Genomic DNA, 22,804 nt, shown 5'->3' on the forward strand with positions numbered 1-22,804 from the left:
CACTGCTCTACCAACTCCTTCTGGGCTTCGATGAACTGAAGCAACTCGCTGTCGAATTCTGCGTAACTCTTTGTTTACCAAGGAGTTTTCCGTTTCGACTGCGCCGGAAGTGGGGCGAATTATAGACAGATATAAAACGCCGTCAACACTTAATTTCAGGTTTATTCGGATTTAAGCGTAATACGCGCAAATGCCTTCTTACCGGCCTGGCAAACGTGGGTAGCGCCCAGCTCGTATATAAAGGTGCGATCAACAACCTCACCATCTATACGCACGCCACCGGAACCCAACAGGTCACGCGCAACCGCCGAGTTCTTCACCAAGCCAGCTTTGTTAAGCACTGCAGCGATCGGCATCGCTTCAGCAGCAGTCAGCTCGATCTCCGGCAGATCATCCGGCAACTCGCCATCCTTCATGCGATTGCCTGCCGCACGGTGAGCACTTGCCGCAGCCTCTTCGCCATGAAAGCGCGCCACAATCTCTTCGGCCAACTTGATCTTCACGTCACGCGGATTGGCACCCGCCTCGACGTCAGCACGCAGCGCATTGATCTCATCCATCGAGCGGAAACTCAACAGCTCAAAGTAACGCCACATCAACGCGTCCGGAATTGAAACCAGCTTGCCGTACATCACACCCGGCGCTTCCTGAATACCTACATAGTTACCCAAGGACTTGGACATCTTCTTGACGCCATCCAACCCCTCCAGCAACGGCATGGTCAGAATGCACTGCGCCTCTTGCCCATACGCACGCTGCAACTCACGACCCATCAGCAGGTTGAACTTCTGATCGGTGCCCCCCAACTCAACGTCCGCGCGCAACGCCACCGAGTCATACCCTTGAACCAGTGGGTACAGGAACTCGTGAATCGCGATCGGCTGATTAGTGGAGTAGCGCTTGTCGAAGTCATCGCGCTCAAGCATGCGCGCCACGGTGTACTGGGATGTCAGGCGGATAAAGTCAGCCGGCCCCATCTTGTCCATCCAGGTGGAGTTGAAGGCCACCTCAGTCTTGGCCGGATCCAGAATCTTGAACACCTGAGTCTTATAGGTCTCGGCATTGTCGAGAACCTGCTCACGGGTCAGCGGCGGGCGCGTTGCGCTCTTGCCGCTTGGATCACCGATCATCCCGGTAAAGTCACCTATAAGGAAGATGACTTGATGCCCCAGCTCCTGGAACTGACGCAGCTTATTAATAAGCACGGTGTGACCCAGGTGCAGATCCGGCGCCGTTGGATCGAAGCCAGCCTTAATACGCAGGGGTTGGCCACGCTTGAGCTTTTCGATCAGCTCGGCCTCGACCAACAGTTCTTCCGCACCACGTTTTATCAGCGCTAGCTGCTCTTCAACCGACTTCATAACAGACCCGCAAGGCTCAGATTCAAAAGGGAACCAACCATACAAGATCAGGGACTAATTACAAGTTTTGCCCTGCGCACGGACACCGTTCAGCAAGCCCAGCGTTCGCAAGCTTGCGCCACAGATGATTTGGTTATATTTTATACAGTTATTTCATCTTCATCATGTCATTCATCTTTTCCATTTCATCTTCAAAGTCAAAATTACTTATGACCACAGAACCGTCTAAAGCGCCGCCGCTTTACCCGAAGACCCACCTGCTCGCCGCAAGTGGTATCGCCGCTCTTCTCAGCCTGGCACTCCTGGTATTCCCTTCCAGTGACGTAGAAGCCAAACGAACATCCCTGAGCCTTGACCTGGAAAGTCCAGTTGAACAACTGACACAAGATCAAGACGCTGCTGAAGCGCAACAAGCCACAAATGCACCAACCGAATCACCCTTTGCGCAGATAGAAAGCACTCCCGAAGACACTCAACAAGCCACTCAAGAGCCGCCTGCGGCCGTTGCGGACAAGAACCCCCTGCACCGCGAAGTGATCGTGGCCAAAGGCGACACTCTCTCAACGCTGTTCGAGAAAGTGGGCCTGCCCGCCTCTACTGTTAATGAGGTGTTGGCGAGCGATAAACAAGCCAAACAATTCACTCAGCTCAAGCACGGGCAGAAGCTTCAGTTCGAGCTGGCACCCAACGGTCAGCTGAACAACCTGCACAGCAATGTCAGCGACCTCGAAAGCATCTCGCTGACCAAAGGCGCCAAAGGCTTTGCCTTCAACCGCATCACCACCAAACCGGTGATGCGCTCCGCCTACATACATGGCGTGATCAACAGCTCGCTGTCGCAATCGGCCGCCCGCGCCGGCTTGTCCCACAGCATGACCATGGACATGGCCAGTGTGTTTGGCTACGACATCGACTTCGCTCAGGACATTCGCCAAGGCGACGAATTCGACGTGATCTACGAGCAGAAAGTCGCCAACGGCAAAGTGGTCGGCACCGGCGCCATCCTTTCGGCGCGTTTCACCAACCGTGGCAAGACCTACACCGCCGTTCGCTATACCAACAAACAAGGCAATACCAGCTACTACACGGCTGATGGCAACAGCATGCGCAAGGCGTTCATCCGCACGCCGGTAGATTTCGCTCGCATCAGCTCGCGTTTCTCCATGGGCCGCAAACACCCGATCCTGAACAAGATCCGCGCTCACAAAGGCGTCGACTATGCCGCCCCGCGTGGCACGCCGATCAAAGCAGCCGGCGATGGCAAGGTGTTGCTGGCCGGACGTCGCGGTGGCTACGGCAATACCGTGATCATCCAGCACGGCAACACCTACCGCACGCTGTATGGCCACATGCAAGGGTTCGCCAAAGGCGTGTCCACAGGCAGTAACGTCAAGCAAGGCCAGGTGATCGGCTACATCGGCACCACTGGCCTGTCCACTGGCCCGCACTTGCACTATGAATTCCAGGTGAATGGCGTTCACGTCGATCCATTGGGCCAGAAGCTGCCGATGGCCGACCCGATCGCCAAAGCCGAACGCGCACGCTTCCTGCAGCAAAGCCAGCCGCTGATGGCCCGCATGGACCAGGAGCGCTCTACCCTGCTGGCCTCGGCGAAGCGCTAAGGTATGCCGCGCTATATAGGTGTGATGTCCGGAACCAGCCTTGATGGCCTGGATATCGCCCTGATCGAACAAGACCCGGCGATCAACTTGATCGCCACGCACTACATCCCGATGCCCGAGACCCTGCGCGCCGAGTTGCTAAGCCTGTGCGCCAGCGGCCCGGATGAGATCGCACGTTCAGCGATGGCCCAGCGACATTGGGTAACGCTCGCCGCCGAGGGCATCCACGCCTTGCTGCAACAGCAGAACCTCAAGCCGGAAGACATTCGCGCCATTGGCAGCCACGGGCAGACGATCCGCCATGAACCGGCCCGTGGCTTTACCGTTCAGATCGGTAACCCTGCGCTGCTCACCGAGCTGACAGGCATCACCGTGGTCAGCGACTTCCGCAGCCGCGACGTCGCCGCCGGCGGCCAGGGCGCGCCGCTCGTGCCAGCGTTTCATGAGGCGTTGTTCGGTGAGCGTGCCGGCAACCGTGCCGTATTAAACGTAGGCGGGTTCAGCAACCTTAGCCTGATCGAGACCGGCAAGCCGGTAGCCGGCTTCGACTGCGGCCCCGGAAACGTCTTGCTGGATGCCTGGATTCACCAACGGCGCGGCGAGCACTTTGACCGCGACGGGCAGTGGGCCGCCAGTGGCAAGGTTGAGCCTCAGTTGCTCAGCCGCCTACTCAGCGACCCCTTCTTCCTCACCAAAGGCCCGAAAAGTACCGGACGTGAAGTCTTCAACCTGAGCTGGCTGCAGCAACACCTCGGCACATTACCCGCGTTTAAGCCTCAGGACGTACAGGCAACCCTGCTTGAACTGACGGCGCTGACCATCGTTGAATCCCTGCAAACCGCACAGTCCGCGACTGAAACGCTGCTGGTCTGTGGTGGCGGCGCGCATAACGCCACGCTGATGAACCGTCTGACGGCGCTGCTGCCGTCCACCCAGGTCAGCAGCACCGCCACTTATGGCGTCGATCCCGACTGGGTCGAAGCCATGGCCTTCGCCTGGCTGGCCCATTGCTGCCTTGAAGGCATTGCCGCCAACCGCCCCAGCGTCACCGGCGCACGTGGGCTGCGGGTACTGGGCGCGATTTACCCGGCCTGACTCCCAGACAGCAAAACGCCGCTTGGCCTTTCAAAGCCAAGCGGCGTTTTTTTATCTGCTATGGATCAGATCGAGAACGAAGACCCGCACCCACACGTCGTGGTGGCATTCGGGTTCTTGATCACGAAACGCGAACCTTCCAGACCTTCCTGGTAATCCACCTCGGCACCTGCCAGGTATTGGAAGCTCATCGGGTCCACGACCAGGCTAACGCCTTCGCGCTCGACGATAGTGTCATCATCGGCCACATCTTCATCGAAGGTAAAACCGTACTGAAACCCTGAACAACCGCCGCCCGTAACAAATACGCGCAGCTTCAAGCGATCATTACCCTCTTCATCGACCAGGCTCTTCACCTTGTGCGCAGCACCGTGGGTGAATTGCAAAGCCGTGGGGGTGAAGGACTCAACGCTCATGCTGATAATCTCCCGGCGTACCGCCGCCATATGCGTAATGGCGGGCATTATCCGCTTCTCCTAGAAAAGCGGTCAACTATTGTTACGGTATATCAATCTGCGTTGCCGCCATTAAAAACACAAAAGGCCCGATCAACGGGCCTTTTGCACAGCAGCAGGCAAGCCTTACGGCAGCATGCCCGCGTGGGACAGGCCCAGCTTTTCATCCAGGCCAAACAGGATGTTCAGGTTCTGCACCGCCTGGCCCGAGGCGCCCTTGACCAGGTTGTCGATGACCGACAACACCACCACCAGGTCGCCATCCTGCGGACGGTGCACGGCAATACGGCAGACGTTGGCACCACGCACGCTGCGGGTTTCCGGATGGCTGCCAGCTGGCATTACATCGACGAACGGTTCGTTGGCATAACGCTTTTCAAACAGCGCTTGCAGATCTACCGAACGATCGACCACGGTTGCGTACAGCGTGGAGTGAATGCCACGAATCATCGGCGTCAGGTGCGGCACGAACGTCAGACCGACCTCCTTGCCAGCGGCACGCCGCAGCCCTTGACGAATTTCCGGCAAGTGGCGGTGCCCTTTTACCGCATAGGCTTTCATGCTTTCGGACGTTTCGGAGTACAGCGAACCCACAGCTGCCCCACGACCGGCGCCGCTCACACCCGACTTGCAGTCTGCGATCAGGCGCGAAGTGTCCGCCAGCCCGGCTTCGAGCAATGGCAGGAAACCCAGCTGCGTGGCAGTCGGGTAGCAACCCGGCACCGCGATCAGGCGTGCTTGCCTGATCTGCTCGCGATTGACTTCAGGCAGGCCGTATACCGCCTCTTCCAGCAATTGAGGCGCGCCGTGCGGCTGGCCGTACCATTTGGCCCATTCGTCAGCATCCTGCAGACGGAAATCGGCTGACAGATCGATGACCTTGGTCCCCGACGCCAGCAGTTCACCGGCCAGTGCATGCGCCACCCCGTGAGGCGTTGCGAAAAACACCACGTCACAGGCGCCAAGGGTCTTGATGTCCGGCACGCTGAACGCCAGGCCGTCGTAGTGGCCTCGCAGGTTGGGGTACATATCGGCCACGGCCAGTCCGGCCTCGGATCGGGAAGTGATAACCACCACCTCAGCTTGCGGATGCTGAGCCAACAGACGCAGCAATTCGACACCGGTGTAACCCGTGCCGCCGACGATACCGACCTTGACCATAAACCTGCCCTCAACGAACCCACTGGAAAGCCGTCGATAATAGGGGCCACATCGCCCTGCGACAACCGTCAACGTGACGTACGGGCGCATGAGCCACTACTATCTTCAGTTACCGTGAACCTGGGAATAACTAGAAATGCTCTATCTATGGATCAAAGCCTTCCACATCGTCGCTATCGTCTGCTGGTTTGCCGGGCTGTTCTACCTGCCCCGCCTGTTCGTCTATCACGCCCAAAGTGAAGACACCGTCAGCAAAGAACGCTTCAGCGTCATGGAGCGCAAGCTCTACCGCGGCATCATGGGCCCGGCGATGATCGCCACGCTGATATTCGGCGGCTGGCTGATCTACCTCAACCCTGCCATCTTTCAATCCGGTGCCTGGATCCACGCCAAACTGACCCTGGTCGTGCTGCTCATCGGTTACCACCATATGTGCGGCGCACAGGTAAAACGCTTTGCCCGTGGCGAAAACACCCGCAGCCATGTCTTTTATCGCTGGTTCAATGAAGTACCGGTTCTGATATTGCTGGCTATCGTAATTTTGGTCGTGGTCAAACCGTTCTAACTTCAATCACTCGGGGTACCTCCAATGTCGCTGCCCGCTTTGCTTGAACAACGTCTGCGCCTGCCCGTGGTGGCTGCGCCGATGTTCCTGATTTCCAACCCACAACTGGTACTGGCCTGCTGTCGCAATGGCGTGGTCGGGAGTTTCCCGGCACTGAACCAACGTGAAAGCAGCGGCTTCAAGGCCTGGCTGGAAGAAATCGAAGCGGGCCTGGCGCAGCTGGATAACCCCGCGCCGTATGCCGTCAACCTGATCGTGCACAACAGCAACCCCCGCCTGGAGGCCGATCTGGCGATCTGTGTGGCGCACAAAGTGCCGATCGTCATCACCAGCCTGGGTGCGGTGAAAGAACTGGTCGATGCCGTGCACAGCTACGGCGGTCTGGTGTTTCACGACGTCACCACCCGGCGCCACGCCGAGAAAGCCGCAGAGGCTGGTGTTGACGGCCTGATCGCCGTGGCTGCAGGCGCCGGGGGCCATGCCGGCACCTGGAGTCCGTTCGCGCTGATCGCCGAGATTCGGCAGTTCTTCGACAAAACCCTGCTGTTGGCAGGCTGCCTCAACCATGGCCACGAGATCCTTGCCGCCCAACTGTTGGGCGCAGACCTCGCCTACTTCGGCACACGCTTTATCGGCACCACTGAAAGCCATGCCCCGGATGCGTATAAAGAGATGCTGCTCACATCGCGTGCCGCCGACATCGTGCACACTCCCGCAGTGTCCGGCGTGCCCGCCAGCTTTATGCGCCAGAGCCTGGAAAACGCCGGTTTCGACCTCGCAGCCTTACAGGGCAAAGGCGAAGTCAACTTCGGCTCCAAGCTCAAGCCGTTGAGCGACGAGGCCAAGGCATGGAAAACGGTGTGGTCTGCGGGCCAGGGCGTCGGTGAGATTGACGATCTGCCCGGCGTCGATGAACTGATTGCCCGCCTGGATGCCGAATACCGCAAGGCCCGCGAACAGGCGACACAACTGCGCTGGCCACGCTGATACACTCGCCAGGCCTGCCGATTGAAGCGGGCCGGCAACTCCCCTCCTTTACCAGTGACAAGGATGCCCGCATGAGCGACAACCGTTTCAAGATCGTGTTTGACGGAGCCTTGCTCCCGGGTGTCGAAAGCACCACGGCCAAACTCAACCTCGCCGAGTTGTTCAAGAGCGATGTCGAGTCGATCGAAAAGCTCTTCACCGGACGCCCCGTTGCGCTCAAGCGTGACCTGTCGCGCGCGGATGCAGAGACCTACCTGACTGCGCTGAAAAACGCCGGTGTTGATGCCCGCATCGAAGATGAGCAGCCCGTGGCGTTCAGCCTGGCCGAAACCCATGAAACGCAGACCAGCGCTGCTGATTTTTCGCGCGCCGCCGCCTCGCCTTACGCGCCACCCCGTGCAGCCGTGGGGGATAGCACCGAGGAATTCGCAACGCTCAAGGTTTTCACCATTCACGGGCGTATCGGTCGCCTGCGCTACCTGGCCTGGACGTTGGTATTGACCGTCGCCATGCTGGTCGCCGCGGGCATTATCAGCACCGCCAGTTTCGCCGTCGCCACCGCCTCGCCAATAGCCGGCGCTATTCTCGGCTCGCTGCTGGGTTTCGCGCTGTTTGTTGCACTGGTCTGGGTCAGCGTGCAAATCGGCGTGCAACGCCTGCACGATCTGGGCTGGTCTGGCTGGCTGTACTTCCTGAACCTGGTGCCCTTGGTGAACAGCGTTTTCCCGCTGTTGCTGCTGGTGCTGCCCGGTAATCCAGGTGCCAACCAATACGGCCCTCCGCCACCACGCAACTCTACTGCGGTGAAGGTGCTGGCTGCCATGTGGCTGGCGTTCATTCCGGTGATGCTCGCCATCCTGGTCACGCTGGGCATGAACGGTTACCTGAATCAATTCGAAGCCAATATGAGCAATAGCTACGAAAGCAGCTCCATCAATGCCGATGACGACACCGATCAAAGCGTCATCGTCGATGAAGAAGACGGCGCGCAAAGTGCTGACGACGCAGCCGAACCTGTAGACTCTCCAGAACAGTGAGAAACGCCCGGCGCCTGTGATGCCTCTGTCACAGGCCCGGCGGCGTTGCGATGGAGAAAGGCATGACCCGTTACGCTCTGATCACCGGTGCCTCCAGCGGCATCGGCCTGGCCTTGGCCGAAGCATTGGCCCGTCGCGGCCGCAGCTTGATTCTGGTGGCCCGCCAGCGTGATCAGTTGGAAAGCATTGCAATCGAATTGACTCAACGCTTTGGCGTCGAGGTGTTGTTTCGCGCCTGCGATCTGGGCGAGCCGCTGCGCCTGTCCGGGTTCCTGCTGGAGCTTGAAGAGGGCGAGCGGCAGATCGACCTGCTGGTCAACTGCGCCGGCATCGGCACCAGCGGACCGTTCCTGGCCCAGGACTGGATGACCGAACAAGACCTGATCGAAGTCAACATCCTGGCCCTGACCCGTATGTGCCATGCCCTGGGCAATGCCATGGCGCTGCATGGCGGCGGGCAGATTCTTAACGTTGCTTCGGTCGCCGCGTTTCAGCCGGGCCCATGGATGAGCAGCTATTACGCCAGCAAGGCGTATGTACTGCACTTCTCCGAAGGGCTGCGCGAAGAGTTGAAGAGTTGTGGCATCAAGGTCTCGGTGCTGTGCCCCGGCCCCACGCGCACAGCCTTTTTTGGTACCGCGCAAATGGACACCGCCAAACTCGACCGCAGCCAACAACTGATGAGCCCGGAAGAAGTCGCGCTTTATACCGTGCGAGCCTTGGAAAGAAACAAAGCCATCATCATTCCCGGGCGGCGCAACCGTTGGCTGGCGTTCAGCCCGCGCCTGAGCCCCCGCTGGCTGACCCGCAAGATTGCCGGCGCGATCAACAAGGCCTATTGCCCACGTTGACGGCCTGGGTACACTCCCCTGCACTTTCACAATGGAGAAACAGCTGTGGATACTCTGTTCACCAAGATCATCAACAGGGAAATACCGGCGAAGATCATCTATGAAGATGACCAGGTCCTCGCTTTCCACGATATTGCCCCGATGGCGCCCGTGCATTTTCTGGTCATTCCAAAAAAGCCGATCCGCACCCTCAATGACCTCACCGAAGACGATAAAGCCCTGGCCGGCCATATTCTGTTTACCGCTCAGCGTCTGGCTGTGGAACAGGGCTGCGAGAAAGGCTTTCGCGTGGTGATGAACTGCAATGAAGAAGGCGGGCAGACCGTTTATCACATTCATATGCACGTACTGGGGCAGCGCCAGATGAACTGGCCACCGGGCTGATCAGCCGTCCTGCAAAGGTCGCGGCCCAGTGCTGCGACTTCATGCCCTTGACTCAACGCAAACGCTTCGCCCTCTCTTGCGGTAAACTGGCCGCCGAGATTCTTCCCGGAGGTCAGCATGACTACCCAACGTCACTACTCGCCGATTGACCGTCTGTTGCTGCAAGCCGACATGGCCATGCGCACGCTGTTGCCGTTCAGCGGCCAACCGTACCGCCCATCGCCCGCAATCGTGCAGCCGGATTCGCAGATGAGCGAGACCGACACCCGCCACGTCGTCGGCCTGATGCGCATCAACCATACCGGCGAAGTCTGTGCCCAGGCGCTGTACCAGGGCCAGGCGCTGACCGCCAAGCTGCCGCAGGTGCGCGCGGCGATGGAACATGCCGCCGAGGAAGAAATCGACCATCTGGCCTGGTGTGAGCAGCGCATTCGTCAGTTGGGCAGCCATACGAGCGTGCTGAACCCACTGTTTTACGGTTTGTCGTTTGGTATCGGCGCTGCTGCCGGCCTGATCAGTGACAAGGTCAGCCTTGGCTTTGTCGCAGCGACGGAACATCAGGTGTGCAAACATCTGGATGAACACCTGGAACAGCTGCCGGCCGAAGACGAAAAGTCCCGGGCCATTCTCGAGCAGATGCGCATCGATGAAGAACACCACGCAGAAAGCGCATTGGATGCGGGCGGCTTTCGCTTCCCGGCGCCGGTGCGGTTTGGCATGAGCCTGTTGGCCAAAGTCATGACCAAGAGCACCTATCGCATCTAAGTGCATTGAATCTGACCCACAAAAAAGGGCGCCACACAGGCGCCCTTTTCTTTTGCCGCTTGGCGATCAACCCAACTCGATGATTTCATAATCATGAGTGATTGCCACACCGGCCGCGCCCAGCATGATCGACGCCGAGCAATACTTCTCGGCCGACAGCTCGATGGCACGCTTGACCTGGGCTTCTTTCAGCGCCCGGCCCTTCACTACGAAATGCATGTGGATCTTGGTGAACACCTTCGGGTCTTCAGTGGCGCGCTCGGCTTCCAGGAAGGCTTCGCAGCTTTCCACGGCCTGGCGGGATTTCTTCAGGATGCTGACCACGTCGAAATTGCTGCAACCGCCGACACCCAGCAGGAGCATTTCCATCGGACGTACGCCCAGGTTACGGCCACCGGCTTCCGGCGGGCCATCCATGACCACCACATGGCCACTGCCCGACTCACCGAGGAACATGGCTTCGCCCGCCCATTGGATGCGTGCCTTCATCGCCCAGACTCCACTGCTAAAAAAGGGTCGCCAGCTTAGCACAGGGCCTTGGAACCGCAGCGTCCTGCCTTCAAAGCGATCAATGACAGCGTTTGCTCGGTAAATTCCTTAATCGAGGCAGAATGTGTCTGGTAAGCTGGCGCCAATTCAATGGCGCATTGCCATCCTTTGTACAGCGTGTATCAATGCCGACATCGCTGGATAAAAAAATAAATCCAACCACACCGTGCAGTCTTTCCGGGATACAACCATGGTTGCTCTTACTCCCACACCCAAGATCAAGAATCTCGACAAGCTGCTGATGCATTGCCAGCGCCGGCGTTATCCGGCCAAGCACAACATCATCTGCGCGGGCGAACGTTCCGAAACGCTGTTCTTCATCATCAAAGGCTCGGTCACTATCCTGATCGAGGATGAAGACGGTCGCGAGATGATCATCGCCTACCTCAATACCGGCGATTTCTTCGGGGAGCTGGGGCTGTTCGAGCAAGCCGGCAAAGAGCAGGAACGCAGCGCCTGGGTGCGCGCCAAGATTGAATGCGACGTTGCCGAAATCAGTTACGCGAAATTCCGCGAATTGGCCCAGCATGATCCCGACATCCTTTACGCCCTGAGCGGCCAGATTGCCCAGCGCCTGCGCGACACCACACGCAAAGTCGGTGATCTGGCGTTCTTTGACGTCACCGGCCGCGTGGCCCGTTGCCTGCTGGAGCTGTGCAAGCAACCGGATGCCATGACCCATCCGGACGGCATGCAGATCAAAGTCACGCGTCAGGAAATCGGGCGCATTGTCGGCTGCTCACGGGAAATGGTCGGTCGCGTACTCAAGGACCTGGAAGAGCGCAACCTGGTGCACGTCAAAGGCAAGACCATGGTGGTGTTCGGTACGCGTTAACCCGCCAGGAAGCCGGCCAGCATCTGACGGTACAAGGTATCCAGCCGGCTGATCGCATCCGGCGCGGGAAAGGCTTCATGCAGTGCGATATGACTGTCGGCACGTACACGCTGGTCGAGGCCGCAGGCTTCATTGAAACGGTTGACCGCTGCAATCAATTCCTCGCGATCGTCATCCAGCAACAGGGCACCGTGCACCAACCCCACCGGGCGGCCGCCGCTCTGTCGCCAGCGCTGGGCGGTGCCCACCATCTTGCGACCGTTGAGGTTGACGTTGTAACGACCGTCGCAAAACGCACCGTCGATTTCACCGACGGACGCGTCACCGCCCAACTCAATCAATAAGTCGCAGATCGGCTGGCACAAACGCTGGTAACCGGTTTCGATGCGCCCTTGATCACCTTCGCTGCGTGGCGGCGCGTACACCAGGGCGATATTGACGGTAGCGCCAGACTGCGGCACCGGCTCACCGCCGGTTTCACGCAGCAACACCGGCCAACCGGCATCGGCTGATACGCGGCTCGCGGCTTCAAACGCGGGCAAGCGGCTCAAGCGACGCGGCATGACCAGCGCTTGGTCGCTGGGCTGCCAGAACAGCAGCCCGAACGCTCGCTCGCCAGCGCAAACGGCCGCCAACAGGTCTTGTTCGGCAGCGAGGCCGGCTTCTACGGTCATCGATAGGGGTTGAATCATCAAACACCTACTTCTCTGAATAGACACAAAACCAATGTGGGAGCTGGCTTGCCTGCGATACAGGCACCTCGGTGTATCAGTTACACCCTGGTGATGCTATCGCAGGCAAGCCAGCTCCCACACAAGCCCGCTCCCACATTGTTGACCGCATTCCAAATCAGTCTAATGTGGAGCCGCTGACCGCCACGCCACGCTCAGGGAAGAACAAACGCTGCAGTTCCGCCCCCGGGTTCTCGGCGCGCATAAAGGTTTCGCCCACCAGGAACGAGTACACACCGCTGATTTCCATCAGTTCCACATCGGCGCGGTTAACGATGCCACTCTCGGTGATAACCAGACGGTCGCGCGGAATTCGCGGCAACAGGTCAAGGGTGTTTTCCAGGCTGACTTCAAAAGTGTGCAGGTTGCGGTTATTGACCCCCACCAACGGTGTATCGAGGGTTTTCAGTGCACGTTCCAGCTCATCACCATCGTGGACTTCCACCAGCACATCCAGGCCAACACTTTTGGCCACGGCTGCCAACTCGGCCATCTTCACGTCATCCAGTGCAGAGACGATCAGCAGCACGCAGTCGGCGCCCAAGGCACGGGCTTCGACGATTTGGTATGGGTCGACCATGAAGTCTTTGCGGATCACCGGCAACTTGCACGCCGCGCGGGCCTGTTGCAGGAACAGGTCGCAGCCCTGGAAGTAGTCGATGTCGGTCAGGACCGAAAGGCAGGTCGCGCCGCCCTTCTCGTAGCTCTTGGCAATCTCTTCAGGAATAAAGAGTTCGCGAATCACGCCCTTGCTGGGTGAGGCTTTTTTGATCTCGGCAATGACCGCGGGCTGCTTGTCCTTGGCCTGCTTTATCAGGGCATTGGCAAAACCACGCGGCGCATCGGCGATCTTCGCCTGAGCTTCCAACTCGGCCAGGCTGACGCGGGCGCGACGCTCGGCGACTTCTTCAGCCTTGCGGGCCAGGATTTTTTCCAGAACGGTCGGAACACTCATCCTTCATTCTCCATCTTGAACACCGCAGTAAAGGCACCCAGTTCTTCGAGCTTCTCGCGAGCGAGCCCGGTGTGCAATGCATCATGTGCGAGGGCCACGCCCTCTTTGAGACTGTAGGCGTGATCGGCGGCATACAGTGCCGCGCCGGCATTGAGCACGATCATTTCGGCAGCTTTCTGGCCGTTTTCCGTTTTGCGACGCCCCAGGGCATCCCGAATCAATTCAAGCGAGGCGGCCGGGCTTTCCACCGACAGGCCATGCAGGCTCTGGCTTTTCATGCCGAGGTCTTCGGGCTCGACCCAGTACTCGGTGACTTGGTCGTTCTTCAGTTCCGCCACAAAGGTCGGGGCTGCCAGGCTGAACTCGTCCAAACCGTCTTTGGAATGCACCACCAGCACGTGCTTGCTGCCCAGGCGTTGCAACACCTCGGCCAAGGGGCGGCACAGCGCCTGACTGAACACACCCACCACCTGATGTTTCACACCGGCCGGATTCGTAAGCGGGCCGAGCATGTTGAACAGGGTGCGCAGGCCAAGGTCCTTGCGCGGGCCGGCGGCGTGTTTCATCGCACCGTGGTGGGATTGAGCAAACATGAAGCCAATGCCGACGCTGTCGATGCAGCGCGCCACTTGTACCGGCGTCAGGTTCAGGTAGATCCCGGCCGCTTCCAGCAAGTCGGCACTGCCGCTCTTGCCAGACACCGCGCGGTTACCGTGCTTGGCCACGGTGCAACCGGCCGCCGCGACCACAAAGGAGGAAGCCGTCGACACGTTGAAGATATTCGCGCCGTCACCGCCGGTGCCGACTACATCGACCACGCCGTCGAGGGTCTTGAGTTCGACCTTGTCGGCCAGCTCACGCATAACCGACACAGCGCCGACGATTTCGTCGATGCTTTCGCTCTTCATGCGCATCGCCATCATGAACGCGCCGATCTGCGCCTCGGTGCATTGGCCGGTCATGATCTCGCGCATCACATCGCTCATTTCAGCGGTGCTCAGGTCCAGATGGCCGACGATACGGCTCAGGGCAGTCTTGATATCCATGGAAAGTCCTTAGCGCGTGCCGCCGCTCTGCTTGAGAAAGTTAGCGAACAGCTCGTAGCCCTGCTCGGTCAGGATCGACTCGGGGTGAAATTGCACCCCTTCGATATTCAGTGTCTTGTGGCGCAGGCCCATGATCTCATCGACCGAACCGTCTTCCAGCTGGGTCCAGGCGGTCAGCTCCAGGCACTCGGGCAGGGTCTCACGCTTGACTACCAGCGAGTGGTAGCGGGTGACCGTTACCGGCAGGTTCAGGCCGTGGAATACGCCCAGGTCTTTATGGAACACCGGGCTGGTTTTGCCATGCATCACCTGGCGCGCGCGAACCACATCACCGCCAAAGGCCTGGCCAATGGACTGGTGGCCCAGGCACACGCCCAGGATCGGCAACTTGCCAGCGAAATATTTGATTGCCTCCAGGGACACACCGGCTTCGGTCGGCGTGCAAGGGCCTGGCGAAACCACGATGCGCTCCGGATTCAGGGCGGCGATTTCGGCGACCGTCAGTTCATCGTTGCGCACGACCTTGACCTCGGCACCGAGCTCGCCCAGGTACTGCACAACGTTGTAGGTAAAGGAGTCGTAGTTATCAATCATCAGCAACATGTGGGTTCAAACCTCTTGAATTCACTGATTTCGAATGACCGCCTTCCGAGAGTGACCCGCTGCCAGACGCACGTTCCGGTTGCCAGGGTTAGCCGGCAAGGGGCGTCAAAACAACGGGTGAAGAAGGCAAATCGGTACAGGTCCGGCCAAGCCGGCAGAGAAAAATGTCAGGCGCGCCAACGCCAACGGGCGTGTGCCTTGACTACTCGCATCAAGAGTTTGCTGATGATCAACACGGGGAGGGTCTCATTCATACGTTCAGGCACAGTAACGTAGCCTCGCCAGCGGTGCAATATGGAGCCGCGAATACGGGGTAATCACGACGAAATCTTTATAGGAAAAAACTGTTTTCTTCACAGAGAACCCTCACTACATTGCTAGTGTTTCGCTTCCGATACAAAAACAACTAAATGGAATTTTGCATGTTCAGACCTCCGTTTTTCGCACCGCTTGCCGGCTGCCTCTTATCACTGGCCTGCGCGCAGGCGTTCGCAGCCTCCTCACCGTATTCAACCATGGTCGTTTTCGGCGACAGCCTGGCCGATGCCGGTCAGTTCCCGGATGGTTCAAATGGCGCCACGCTGCGCTTTACCAACCGCACCGGCCCGACCTTCCAGGGCGATTACGGCCTGGTTTCGTCGACTTTGCTCGGTTCCCGGCTGGGTGTTGCGCCAAACGACCTGAATGCCTCCACCTCGCCGGTTCGCGCGGCGCAAGGCTTGCCCGACGGCAACAACTGGGCAGTCGGGGGCTACCGTACCGACAACATCCTGGATTCCATTACCTCGGTCTCCAACGCGGCGATTCCGCCTGGCAACCCCGGTGGCGGTACGGTGTTGCGCAGTCGCCAGGGTTATCTGCCGGCAAACGGCGGGCGAGCCGACCCCAATGCGCTGTATTTCCTGTCCGGTGGCGGCAATGACTTCCTGCAAGGCCGCGTCCTCAGCCCAGGCCAGGCTGTTGCCGCCGGCGGGCGCCTGGCCGACAGTGCCCAAGTGCTGCAACAGGCCGGCGCGCGCTACATCATGGTGTGGATGCTGCCCGACCTGGGCCTGACTCCAGCCATCAACGGCACGCCGCTGCAGGCGTCGAGTTCGGCCCTGAGCAACCTCTTCAACCAGTCACTGGTGCAGCGCCTGTCTCAGATCGATGCGCAGATCATCCCGTTGAATATTCCGCTGCTGCTCAATGAAGCCTTCGCCAGCCCGGCGCGCTTTGGCCTGGCGACCGGACAAAACCTCACCGGTACCTGTTTCAGCGGTAACAGCTGCACCGCCAACCCGACCTACGGCATTGGCGGCACCAGTCCGGACCCGACCAAGCTGATCTACAACGACTCGGTCCACCCCACCATCGCCGGGCAACGCTTGATCGCCGACTACGCCTACTCACTGCTTGCGGCGCCGTGGGAACTGACCTTGCTGCCGGAGATGGCCCAAGGCACGTTGCGCGCCCATCAGGACGAACTGCGCAACCAATGGCAGGCGGACAACGGCAATTGGCAAGCCGTCGGCCAATGGCGTGCCATCGTGGCCGGTGGCGGCCAGCGCCTGAACTTCGATGATCAAAACAGCTCGGCCAGCGGCGACGGCAATGGCTACAACCTGAATGTCGGGGGCAGCTACCGGCTCGACGAAAACTGGCGCGTAGGCGTGGCAGCCGGCCTGTATCGGCAGACGCTTGAAGCCGGCGCCAGCGATTCGGACTACAAGCTCAACAGCTACATGGGCACCGCTTTCGCCCAATACCAGCAAAACCATTGGTGGGCGGACGCGGCGTTGACCGGCGGCAAACTGGACTTCGACAGCCTCAAGCGCAAGTTCGCCCTGGGCGTCAGCGAAGGCTCCGAAAAAGGCGACACCGACGGCTGGCTCTGGGCCCTCAGCGGCCGCGTGGGTTACGACATTGCCGGCGCCGGCAGCGACTGGCACCTGTCACCGTTCGTCAGCGCCGACTATGCACGGGTCGAGGTCGATGGCTATTCGGAAAAGGACAGTCGCTCCACCGCACTGACCTTTGACGATCAACAACGCGACTCCAAGCGCCTGGGCGTCGGCTTGCAGGGCAGCTATCGCGTCACGCCGCAAACCCAGGTGTTTGGCGAAGTGGCCCACGAGCATGAGTTCGAAAACGACACACAGAGAGTGAAGATGTCGCTCAACAGCGTGCCAGGGATCGATTTCAAGCTGGACGGCTACACGCCACGCAGCAATTCGGATCGCTTAAGTCTGGGCTTCAGCCACAAGCTGACGCAGGAGCTGGCGTTACGGGCGGCGTATAACGTGAGCAAGGATGACAATTTGACCCAGCAAGGGGTGAGTGTGGGGGTGAGTCTGGATTTCTAAACTGCTTGTAAGATCAGCGAAAAACCAATGTGGGAGCGGGCTTGCTCGCGAAGGCGGTGTATCAGCGACACATCCAGTGACTGACACTCTGCCTTCGCGAGCAAGCCCGCTCCCACAGTTGGATCTACATCTGGCTTTAGTTTTGCGGGGTTTGCTCAGCCAACGCCACCGCCCGGAACATCGCACGGCGCTTGTTCAGGGTTTCTTCCCATTCCAGCGCCGGCACCGAGTCGGCGACGATCCCGCCACCCGCCTGCACATGCAGCTCACCGTCCTTGATCACCGCCGTACGAATCGCAATCGCAGTGTCCATGTTGCCGTTCCAGGCGAAATACCCCACGGCGCCGCCGTACACACCACGCTTGACTGGTTCGAGTTCGTCGATGATCTCCATCGCGCGAATCTTCGGCGCGCCCGACAAGGTGCCGGCCGGCAGAATCGCGCGCAGCGCGTCCATGGCGGTCAGGCCTTCCTTCAGCTCGCCGGTAACGTTGGAGACAATGTGCATCACGTTGGAATAGCGCTCGATGACCATCTTCTCGGTGAGCTTTACCGAGCCGATTTCCGAGACGCGGCCGGTGTCATTGCGGCCCAGGTCGATGAGCATCAAGTGCTCGGCGATTTCCTTGTCGTCGCTCAGCAGGTCTTCTTCCAGCGCCAGGTCGGCCTCTTCAGTCGCGCCGCGTGGGCGAGTGCCGGCGATTGGGCGCACGGTGATCAGGTTGTCTTCGACGCGCACCAGCACTTCCGGCGAACTGCCCACCACGTGGAAGTCGCCGAAGTTGAAGAAGTACATGTACGGCGTCGGGTTGAAGCAACGCAGCGCGCGGTACAGGTCAATCGGTGCGGCCTTGAAGTCGATGGACATGCGTTGCGACGGCACTACCTGCATGCAGTCACCGGCGAGGATGTATTCCTTGATGGTATCCACCGCGCGCTCATAGTCATCCTGAGTAAAGCTGGAGCGGAACACCGGGTCGGCAGCCGGTGGACGGCTGAGGTCCAGGCCACGGCGCGGGGTGATCGGCTGGCGCAGTTTTTCCAGCAAGGCTTCAAGGCTGGCCTGGCCTTGCTCGAAGGCATCGGCCTGGGAAGGATCCGCCAGCACAATCGCGTGCATTTTGCCGGCGAGGTTGTCGAACACCACCACCGCGTCGGAGACCATCAGCAGAATGTCCGGCACGCCCAGCGGGTCCGGGTTCGGGCATTTGCCCAGGCGTTTTTCCACGTAGCGGACGCAGTCGTAGCCGAAGTAACCCACCAGGCCACCGTTGAAGCGCGGCAGGCCGGCGATGGTCGGCACGTTGTAGCGCGCCTTGAAGGCCTCGACGAAGGCCAGCGGGTCTTCAACGTCGTGGCTTTCGATCTCGACGCCATCGAGCGTGATGCTCACATGATGGTCGTGCACCCGCAGCACCGTGCGACACGGCAGGCCGATGATCGAGTAACGGCCCCACTTCTCCCCGCCTTGTACCGATTCCAGCAGGTAGGAGTTGGGCTCGTCGGCCAGTTTCAGGTAGATCGACAGCGGCGTATCGAAGTCGGCCAGGGTTTCGCAGGCCAACGGGATACGGTTATAGCCAGCAGCGGCCAAACGCAGGAATTCTTCGCGGATCATGAGGTGCCTCGTGGCTTGAGGGTCAAACGGTCAGGTGTGCAAACGTGCCGCAGCGCGGCCAGGATCAGTCAGGCGCGCCAACGCCAGCGGGCCAGGGCCTTGATGACTTTCATCCAGAGTTTGCGAGTGACCACCACGATGGGGTTTCCAGAAGGGGTTGATTCGATGTCGGGCAACGTTATCTCAGCGCCCGCTCCCAAGCAACCGGGGATTAACAGACGCAGGTCATCAATCACCAGCGCCGGCGCTTCTTCGGCAATCGGTCGGCCATGGTTATAGCCGTAACTGAGGGCCACACACTGCACGCCCGCAGCTTTGGCGGCCAGCACATCACTGCGCGAGTCACCGACAAACAACGACTGGGAGGCCGGGATATTGGCCATTTTCATCACGAAGAACAGCGCCGCCGGGTCGGGTTTCTTCTGCGGCAACGTATCGCCACCGATGATCCAGCGGAAGTAACGGCCGATCTTCATGTGATCCAACAATGGCGCGACAAAACGCTCCGGCTTGTTGGTGATCAGGGCCATTTCCACGCCCTGCTTGTGCAGCCACTTGAGCGTGTCGCGTACGCCGGGGTAAACCACGCTCAGCTCGTGGCCGTTTTCATAGGCCGCGTTGAACAACTCCAGGGCGTGCTCAGCCTCCACATCATCGACACCTTCGGCATCGATGTTGTTGGCCAAGGCCCGGCGCACCAGCATCTGCACGCCATTGCCGACCCACATGCGTACCGACTCGATCCCTGCAGGCTTGCGCCCCAGCTTGAGCAGCATCTGGTCCACCGCCGCTGCCAGGTCCGGCACCGAGTCGATCAAGGTACCGTCCAGATCGAACATCACCAGCCGTGGCAGCTTGCCGGGGAACAGCTGCTCAAAGCCGCTCATGGACGCGCCAGCGCCAGTTCGGCGCGCATCGTGTCGATGACGGCCTGGTAGTCCGGCGCATTGAAGATCGCCGAACCGGCCACAAAGGTGTCGGCGCCGGCGGCAGCGATTTCACGGATATTGTTGACGTTGACCCCACCGTCGATTTCCAGGCGGATGTCACGGCCCGACGCATCGATCAGCGCGCGGGCTTCACGCAGTTTGTTCAGGGTGCCGGGAATGAATTTCTGCCCGCCAAAGCCTGGGTTGACGCTCATCAGCAAGACCATGTCGACCTTGTCCATCACGTACTCAAGCACGCTCAACGGCGTGGCCGGGTTGAACACCAGGCCCGCCTTGCAGCCGCCTTCGCGGATCAGTTGCAAGGTGCGGTCGACGTGCAGCGTGGCTTCCGGGTGGAAGGTGATGTAGGTCGCGCCGGCCTCGATGAAGTCACCGACGATACGGTCCACCGGGCTGACCATCAGGTGCGCATCGATCGGCGCAGTGATGCCGTACTTACGCAGCGCCGCGCAGACCATCGGGCCGATGGTCAGGTTGGGCACGTAGTGATTGTCCATGACATCGAAGTGCACGAAGTCGGCGCCGGCGGCCAACACCTTGTCCACTTCTTCACCCAGGCGGGCGAAATCGGCGGAGAGAATCGATGGAGCGATAACGAAGGGCTGCATGACGCACCTTTTTTGAGCTAAATCACGATGGCGCGCATTGTATACCTCATGCTTTGCTGCGCGCACCGTGACCTAACTCAACGGTTAGTAAGCCGCCCGGTAGATTTTCTCGATATCCGCCGCGCTGAGCTTGCGCGGGTTGTTGCGCATCAAGCGTTCAATGCCCGCTGCTTCCGTGGCCATGGCAGGGATCGCGTCCTCGGGAACCCCGAAGCTGCGCAGGCCTGCCGGGATCTCCACTGCAGCGCACAGTCGCGTCATCGCCTCGACGGCCTGGTCGGCGGCATCGTTGACACTCAAGCTGCTGACATTCACGCCCATGGCCTGGGCAATGTCCTGCATGCGCTCCACACACGCCAACTTGTTCCAGTGCATCACATAGGGCAGCAACAGCGCGTTGCTCACGCCGTGGGCGATATTGAAACGCCCGCCCAGCGGGTACGCCAGGGCGTGCACGGCGCCGACCCCGGCATTGCCGAAGGCCATGCCGGCCATCAGGCTGGCGGTGGCCATGTCGTCGCGGGCCTGCAGATTGGCCGGGTTGGCGTAGGCTTTGGGCAGCGCGTTGGCGATCAGCTTGATCGCGCCAATCGCCAGGGCGTCGGTGATCGGCGAGGCATTCAGCGACAGGTAGGATTCGATGGCATGCACCAACGCATCCACGCCACTGGCGGCGGTGACGCTGCGCGGGCATGTGAGGGTCATTTGCGGGCTGATCAGCGCGACATCCGGCAGCAGATAATCGCTGACAATGCCCTTTTTCAGCTGTGCCGCCTTGTCGGAGAGGATCGCCACATTGGTCACCTCCGAGCCGGTGCCGGCCGTGGTCGGGATGGCAATCAGCGGCGGGCCTTTGCGCGGCACCTGGTCGACGCCGAACAAATCCGCCAGCGCGCCGTGGTAACCGGCATAGGCCGCGACGCTCTTGGCAATGTCGATGGCACTGCCACCGCCCACGCCGATCAAGCCGTCATGCCCGCCTTCGCGGTACACGCGCATGCAGTCTTCGACGATGGCGATTTCCGGGTCGGGCAGCACGCGGTCGAAAATTTCATAGGTACGCTCGCCCACGTGTTCGAGCGCCAGCGCCACGGTGCCGGACTTGACCAGCGCGGCGTCGGTGACAATCAGCGGGTTATCTACATCCAGACGCGTGAGCTCAAAGGCCAGCTGTTCGATGGCGCCAGCGCCGGTCAGCAGTTTGTGGGCGATCTTGAATGAGGAAGTACTCATGTGCGCGGCCTCTTATTAATGATGGGCTGGCACAAGAGTAGCTGGGTATTTTGGGTTGCCTAGCATTCAGGGTCTGAATGGTTATTCCCGACTCAACACATAACCAATGTGGGAGCGGGCTTGCTCGCGAATGCGGTAGGTCAGTCAGTGTATGTGTTACTGATCGACCGCATTCGCGAGCAAGCCCGCTCCCACATTTTGATCTCCTCTGGGCTTTAGACCTGGGCGGTACGCAGTTTTTCGCTACGGCCGCGCAGCCATTCAAGCGTCAGCAACAGCAGCACCGAGAAGGCAATCAACAGCGTGGCCGCTGCAGCAATCGTCGGGCTGAGGTTTTCGCGGATGCCGCTGAACATCTGCCGCGGCAAGGTCGCTTGCTCAGGGCCGGCAAGAAACAGCGTCACTACGACCTCGTCAAACGAGGTGGAAAAGGCAAACAGCGCCCCGGAAATCACCCCCGGCGCGATCAACGGCAAGGTGACCCGGCGAAACGCGGTCAGCGGCGAAGCGCCCAGGCTGGCCGCCGCCCGCACCAGGTTATGGTTGAAGCCCTGCAACGTCGCCGACACGGTAATGATCACAAACGGCACGCCCAGCACCGCGTGCACCACAATCAACGAGAAGAAGCTGTTGCCCAGCCCCAACGGCGCAAAGAACAAGTAACTGGCCACACCGATGATCACCACCGGCACCACCATCGGCGAAATCACCAGGGCCATCACCAGCGCCTTGCCGGGGAAATTGCCGCGCGTCAGGCCAATCGCCGCCAGCGTGCCGAAGACCATGGCCAGCACCGTGGCGGCCGGGGCGACGATGATGCTGTTCTTCAGCGCGCGCATCCATTCGGCCGAGGCGAAGAAATCCTGATACCAGTGCAGCGAGAAGCCTTGCAGCGGGTACACCAGGAAACTGCCGCTGTTGAACGACAGCGGGATAATCACCAACACCGGCAAAATCAGGAACAGCAGGATCAAGCCGCACAGGATCCGCAAGCTGTAGAACCACACCCGCTCCACCGGTGACATATAAGGGCTCAGCATCGCAAGGT

General features: G+C 59.9%; 23 protein-coding genes. 10 read left to right on the plus strand and 13 right to left on the minus strand.

Annotation, left to right across the window (positions count from 1 at the left end; all coding sequences use genetic code 11):
* Positions 1-161: 161 nt before the first annotated feature.
* Positions 162-1,361, minus strand: coding sequence for a tyrosine--tRNA ligase (tyrS, locus tag AC19YS_RS22410; RefSeq protein WP_005791998.1), 1,200 nt, complete (start codon positions 1,359-1,361; stop codon positions 162-164).
* 209 nt (positions 1,362-1,570) lie between these two features.
* On the opposite strand from tyrS, the gene AC19YS_RS22415 reads away from it, so the two are divergent.
* Both AC19YS_RS22415 and AC19YS_RS22420 read left to right on the plus strand, forming a co-directional pair.
* Entirely contained in the window at positions 1,571-2,983 is a 1,413-nt protein-coding gene (locus AC19YS_RS22415; protein ID WP_179676595.1) for a peptidoglycan DD-metalloendopeptidase family protein, read from the plus strand.
* A gap of 3 nt (positions 2,984-2,986) precedes the next feature.
* Positions 2,987-4,078, plus strand: coding sequence for an anhydro-N-acetylmuramic acid kinase (locus AC19YS_RS22420; RefSeq protein WP_200625581.1), 1,092 nt, complete (start codon positions 2,987-2,989; stop codon positions 4,076-4,078).
* A 65-nt stretch (positions 4,079-4,143) separates the two neighbouring features.
* Here AC19YS_RS22420 and erpA read toward each other — a convergent pair whose 3' ends face one another.
* Together erpA and argC are read right to left on the minus strand one after the other, a co-directional pair.
* Complete coding sequence (gene erpA / locus AC19YS_RS22425) at positions 4,144-4,494, minus strand: iron-sulfur cluster insertion protein ErpA (RefSeq protein WP_003176443.1); 351 nt, start codon at positions 4,492-4,494, stop codon at positions 4,144-4,146.
* 165 nt (positions 4,495-4,659) lie between these two features.
* Positions 4,660-5,694 carry an N-acetyl-gamma-glutamyl-phosphate reductase gene (argC, locus tag AC19YS_RS22430; protein WP_200625582.1) on the minus strand — a complete coding sequence of 345 codons (1,035 nt, stop codon included), beginning with the start codon at positions 5,692-5,694 and terminating at the stop codon, positions 4,660-4,662.
* Positions 5,695-5,830: 136 nt separating this feature from the next.
* On the opposite strand from argC, the gene hemJ reads away from it, so the two are divergent.
* The 6 genes from hemJ to coq7 all read left to right on the plus strand — a co-directional run bounded on the left by hemJ (position 5,831) and on the right by coq7 (position 10,283).
* A complete protein-coding gene (gene hemJ, locus AC19YS_RS22435; RefSeq protein ID WP_119737710.1) occupies positions 5,831-6,259 on the plus strand; it encodes a protoporphyrinogen oxidase HemJ in 429 nt (142 codons plus the stop codon).
* Positions 6,260-6,283: 24 nt separating this feature from the next.
* On the plus strand, positions 6,284-7,246 hold the full coding sequence (locus AC19YS_RS22440; protein WP_169367715.1) for an NAD(P)H-dependent flavin oxidoreductase: 963 nt from the start codon (positions 6,284-6,286) through the stop codon (positions 7,244-7,246).
* A 71-nt stretch (positions 7,247-7,317) separates the two neighbouring features.
* Positions 7,318-8,283, plus strand: coding sequence for a DUF805 domain-containing protein (locus tag AC19YS_RS22445; RefSeq protein ID WP_124418578.1), 966 nt, complete (start codon positions 7,318-7,320; stop codon positions 8,281-8,283).
* 62 nt (positions 8,284-8,345) lie between these two features.
* Complete coding sequence (locus AC19YS_RS22450) at positions 8,346-9,134, plus strand: SDR family NAD(P)-dependent oxidoreductase (RefSeq protein WP_119737706.1); 789 nt, start codon at positions 8,346-8,348, stop codon at positions 9,132-9,134.
* A 45-nt stretch (positions 9,135-9,179) separates the two neighbouring features.
* Positions 9,180-9,518 carry a histidine triad nucleotide-binding protein gene (locus AC19YS_RS22455; protein ID WP_106575496.1) on the plus strand — a complete coding sequence of 113 codons (339 nt, stop codon included), beginning with the start codon at positions 9,180-9,182 and terminating at the stop codon, positions 9,516-9,518.
* Between the two features lie 117 nt (positions 9,519-9,635).
* Entirely contained in the window at positions 9,636-10,283 is a 648-nt protein-coding gene (coq7, locus tag AC19YS_RS22460) for a 2-polyprenyl-3-methyl-6-methoxy-1,4-benzoquinone monooxygenase (protein ID WP_124418579.1), read from the plus strand.
* A 66-nt stretch (positions 10,284-10,349) separates the two neighbouring features.
* Here coq7 and AC19YS_RS22465 read toward each other — a convergent pair whose 3' ends face one another.
* A complete protein-coding gene (locus tag AC19YS_RS22465; protein WP_005792019.1) occupies positions 10,350-10,772 on the minus strand; it encodes an OsmC family protein in 423 nt (140 codons plus the stop codon).
* A gap of 250 nt (positions 10,773-11,022) precedes the next feature.
* Between AC19YS_RS22465 and crp the strand changes: the two genes are divergently transcribed.
* Positions 11,023-11,667 carry a cAMP-activated global transcriptional regulator CRP gene (gene crp / locus AC19YS_RS22470; protein ID WP_106575498.1) on the plus strand — a complete coding sequence of 215 codons (645 nt, stop codon included), beginning with the start codon at positions 11,023-11,025 and terminating at the stop codon, positions 11,665-11,667.
* Here crp and AC19YS_RS22475 read toward each other — a convergent pair.
* The 4 genes from AC19YS_RS22475 to AC19YS_RS22490 all read right to left on the minus strand — a co-directional run bounded on the left by AC19YS_RS22475 (position 11,664) and on the right by AC19YS_RS22490 (position 15,002).
* Positions 11,664-12,359 carry a lipoate--protein ligase family protein gene (locus AC19YS_RS22475; protein WP_124418580.1) on the minus strand — a complete coding sequence of 232 codons (696 nt, stop codon included), beginning with the start codon at positions 12,357-12,359 and terminating at the stop codon, positions 11,664-11,666. The genes crp and AC19YS_RS22475 overlap by 4 nt on opposite strands.
* 157 nt (positions 12,360-12,516) lie before the next feature.
* The gene (trpC, locus tag AC19YS_RS22480) at positions 12,517-13,353 is read right to left on the minus strand and encodes an indole-3-glycerol phosphate synthase TrpC (RefSeq protein WP_106575501.1); all 837 of its coding nucleotides are present in this window, start codon (positions 13,351-13,353) and stop codon (positions 12,517-12,519) included.
* Positions 13,350-14,399 carry an anthranilate phosphoribosyltransferase gene (gene trpD / locus AC19YS_RS22485; RefSeq protein WP_200625585.1) on the minus strand — a complete coding sequence of 350 codons (1,050 nt, stop codon included), beginning with the start codon at positions 14,397-14,399 and terminating at the stop codon, positions 13,350-13,352. Before trpD ends, trpC begins: the two co-directional genes overlap by 4 nt.
* Positions 14,400-14,408: 9 nt before the next feature.
* Positions 14,409-15,002, minus strand: a complete 594-nt coding sequence (locus tag AC19YS_RS22490; RefSeq protein ID WP_094951420.1) for an aminodeoxychorismate/anthranilate synthase component II — start codon at positions 15,000-15,002, stop codon at positions 14,409-14,411.
* A 422-nt stretch (positions 15,003-15,424) separates the two neighbouring features.
* On the opposite strand from AC19YS_RS22490, the gene estP reads away from it, so the two are divergent.
* Positions 15,425-17,347, plus strand: coding sequence for an esterase EstP (estP, locus tag AC19YS_RS22495; RefSeq protein WP_500602692.1), 1,923 nt, complete (start codon positions 15,425-15,427; stop codon positions 17,345-17,347).
* A gap of 136 nt (positions 17,348-17,483) precedes the next feature.
* Here estP and trpE read toward each other — a convergent pair whose 3' ends face one another.
* From trpE to AC19YS_RS22520, 5 genes are all read right to left on the minus strand, one after another.
* Positions 17,484-18,965, minus strand: coding sequence for an anthranilate synthase component I (gene trpE / locus AC19YS_RS22500; protein ID WP_106575504.1), 1,482 nt, complete (start codon positions 18,963-18,965; stop codon positions 17,484-17,486).
* A 68-nt stretch (positions 18,966-19,033) separates the two neighbouring features.
* Positions 19,034-19,852: a phosphoglycolate phosphatase gene (locus AC19YS_RS22505; protein ID WP_200625587.1), complete on the minus strand. Its 819-nt coding sequence runs from the start codon at positions 19,850-19,852 to the stop codon at positions 19,034-19,036.
* Positions 19,849-20,523: a ribulose-phosphate 3-epimerase gene (rpe, locus tag AC19YS_RS22510; protein ID WP_106575506.1), complete on the minus strand. Its 675-nt coding sequence runs from the start codon at positions 20,521-20,523 to the stop codon at positions 19,849-19,851. Before rpe ends, AC19YS_RS22505 begins: the two co-directional genes overlap by 4 nt.
* Positions 20,524-20,607: 84 nt before the next feature.
* The gene (locus AC19YS_RS22515; protein ID WP_106575507.1) at positions 20,608-21,756 is read right to left on the minus strand and encodes an iron-containing alcohol dehydrogenase; all 1,149 of its coding nucleotides are present in this window, start codon (positions 21,754-21,756) and stop codon (positions 20,608-20,610) included.
* 215 nt (positions 21,757-21,971) lie between these two features.
* Entirely contained in the window at positions 21,972-22,796 is an 825-nt protein-coding gene (locus AC19YS_RS22520; protein ID WP_028618151.1) for an ABC transporter permease, read from the minus strand.
* Positions 22,797-22,804: the final 8 nt, after the last annotated feature.

Source organism: Pseudomonas sp. MF08831, assembly GCF_059862645.1.